At 66.3% G+C, this 2,409-nt stretch carries 2 protein-coding genes; one reads left to right on the plus strand and one right to left on the minus strand.

Translation table 11 applies throughout. From position 1 onward, the window contains the following. Positions 1-955: MFS transporter (locus ACTHLF_RS02595; protein WP_440324595.1), on the plus strand; the 955-nt coding region annotated here is incomplete at its 5' end. A 140-nt stretch (positions 956-1,095) separates the two neighbouring features. Here ACTHLF_RS02595 and ACTHLF_RS02600 read toward each other — a convergent pair. Then, on the minus strand, positions 1,096-2,409 hold a 1,314-nt coding region (locus tag ACTHLF_RS02600), incomplete at its 5' end, for an autotransporter outer membrane beta-barrel domain-containing protein (protein ID WP_440324597.1).

Genomic DNA, 2,409 nt, shown 5'->3' on the forward strand with positions numbered 1-2,409 from the left:
CGAAGCCTTTGGCCAGTGGAAGAACCTGCGCCTCGTGATCCTCGCCCTGCTCGGCGCTACTGCCGGCCAGGCCGTGGTCTGGTACACGGGCCAGTTCTACTCGCTGTACTTCCTGACCCAGAGCCTGAAGATCGATGCCACCACCGCGAACCTGCTGATCGCCGCGGCGTTGTTCATCGGCACACCGTTCTTCGTGTTCTTCGGCTGGTTGTCGGACCGCATCGGGCGCAAGACCGTCGTGCTCAGCGGTTGCCTGATCGCCGCGCTCACCATGTTCCCGATCTTCAAGGGCCTCACCCACTTCGGTAACCCGGCGATCGAAGCCGCCGCGGCCAACGCTCCGGTGGTGGTCACCGCCGACCCGAACGCGTGCAGCTTCCAGTTCGATCCTGTGGGCAAGCACACCTTCACCAGCTCGTGCGACGTGGCGAAGAGCGTGCTGGCGAAGAAGGGCATCCCGTACAGCAATGCAGCCGCCTCCGCGGGCACGCTGGCGACGGTGAAGATCGGCGATGAGGTGATCGAATCGTTCGAGGGTGCTGGCATGGACAAGGCGACCTTCACCGGGCAGAGCAAGGCGTTCACCGAGAAGGTGGATGGCCAGCTCAAGACCGCCGGCTACCCGGCGAAGGCCGACCCATCGCAGACGAACTACCCGATGCTCGTGGTGCTGCTCGCGATCCTGGTGATCTACGTGACCATGGTCTACGGCCCGATCGCCGCCTGGCTGGTCGAGATGTTCCCGACCCGCATCCGCTACACGTCGATGAGCCTGCCGTACCACATTGGTAATGGCTGGTTCGGCGGGTTCGTGCCGACCATCGGTTTCATGCTCGTGGCCTGGAAGGGCGATATCTACTACGGGCTGTGGTATCCGGTGATCGTGGCGTTGATGACCTTCGTGGTTGGGTTGTTCTTTGTGCGGGAGACTAAGGACTTGCCGCTGGAACACTGAGGCGAGAACATCGCGCGCAAGCGCGCTCCCACAGCGCTCTTGTGGGAGCTTGCTTGCAGGCGATACACGCCGCGAAAGGGGCACAAAAAAAAGGCCCGCCAGATCCTGGCGGGCCTTTTCCTTTCCACGTACTACAACGATCAGAACGCGACGCGAACGCCTGCCGTCACGCCATACGCCGCACGGCCCGAACCCTGCTCGGCGGTCAGGCCGCCGTAGAGGTACGTGCTCTTCGCGAGGCGCATCGTGCCGTTCGCATTCACCTGCACGAAGCCACGACCGACACCCGGTGCCGCGGTGTCGAAGCGCTGGCCCGCCATCGTGTCATGCACGGTCGGGTCGAGCAGGTTGCCGGTGTCGGCACCCACGGCGACACCGGCGCGCCAGGTCAGCGTGCTGGCCAGCGGATCGGCGGCCTTGGAACCGAGCATCACGCCCGCGAGGACGCGCGTGCCGGTTTCCGACAGCTTGTCCAGCGAGAGCGCAGCGACCGAGGTGCCGCGTTCAGCCGTGTCGTCACGCTCCACCTTCTGCCAGGTAGCGCTGACGTACGGTTCGATGCGGTTGCCTGCGGCGGTCTGCATCGGCATGCGCAGCGCGGCGCTGACCATCGTGTCCTTACCGGACGTACGCGACTCGAGCGAAGCGCCACCCATCGGATCGGCGCGACGCGTCGACCAGTCGGTGCTGCCGCGCGATGCCATGCCGTCGATCACGAAGCCGCCGACGGCCTGCTGCGCGTACACGATGCCCGAGTTGCCGCGGATCGTGGCCGAGCCACCCTTCGCGATCACGTTGGTATCGTGGTGCGTGCCGGCGACACCGATGACCGTGCCGTTTTCGGCATAGACGTCGACGCCGACGATGCTGCGATCGGTGCCGGTCTCGAAGCCGCTACCCTGGCCGTCAGCGATGGAGCGGTTGCCGTCGCGGGTGAGGTTCGCCCACACGCGGTGCGCCGCATCGGCGGATTCGACATCCGTACCCAGATGGCCGGTGACATCGCGCTGCATGCCGAGGCCGGCGTTACGCGCCGCCGCTGCCGCATCCGCGTGCACTTCACCCGACAGGCTGCTCACGAGCGTGCCCACCTGGTCCGGGCCGAGCGATGACACGGCGTACAGGAGCGTGCTCTGGGCGGCCGTGGCCGTTCCGGCATCCTGTGCGATGACAGCACCGTCGAGGGCGCCGGCCGCGGCCAGGCCATTACGCTTAGCCGAGGCGCCCAGCAGTTCCGCGTACGACACCGGTGCCACGCGCAGGTCGATGGCATGGCCACCATCCACGCCGTAGAAGGCGAGGAAGCGCGTGTTCGCGGCGAGGCCGGTAGCCGGCTGGTCGATCGAAGCGAAGTGACCGGTAACGCCGCCGTCTGCTTCGACGATGCGGAAGGTCGTGCCCATAGCCGGCGAGTACGTGTTGCTCGCATCGCCCGTGATGCCGCGGAGCGTCGG

The organism is Luteibacter sp. (assembly GCF_051958795.1).
Lineage (GTDB): Bacteria > Pseudomonadota > Gammaproteobacteria > Xanthomonadales > Rhodanobacteraceae > Luteibacter.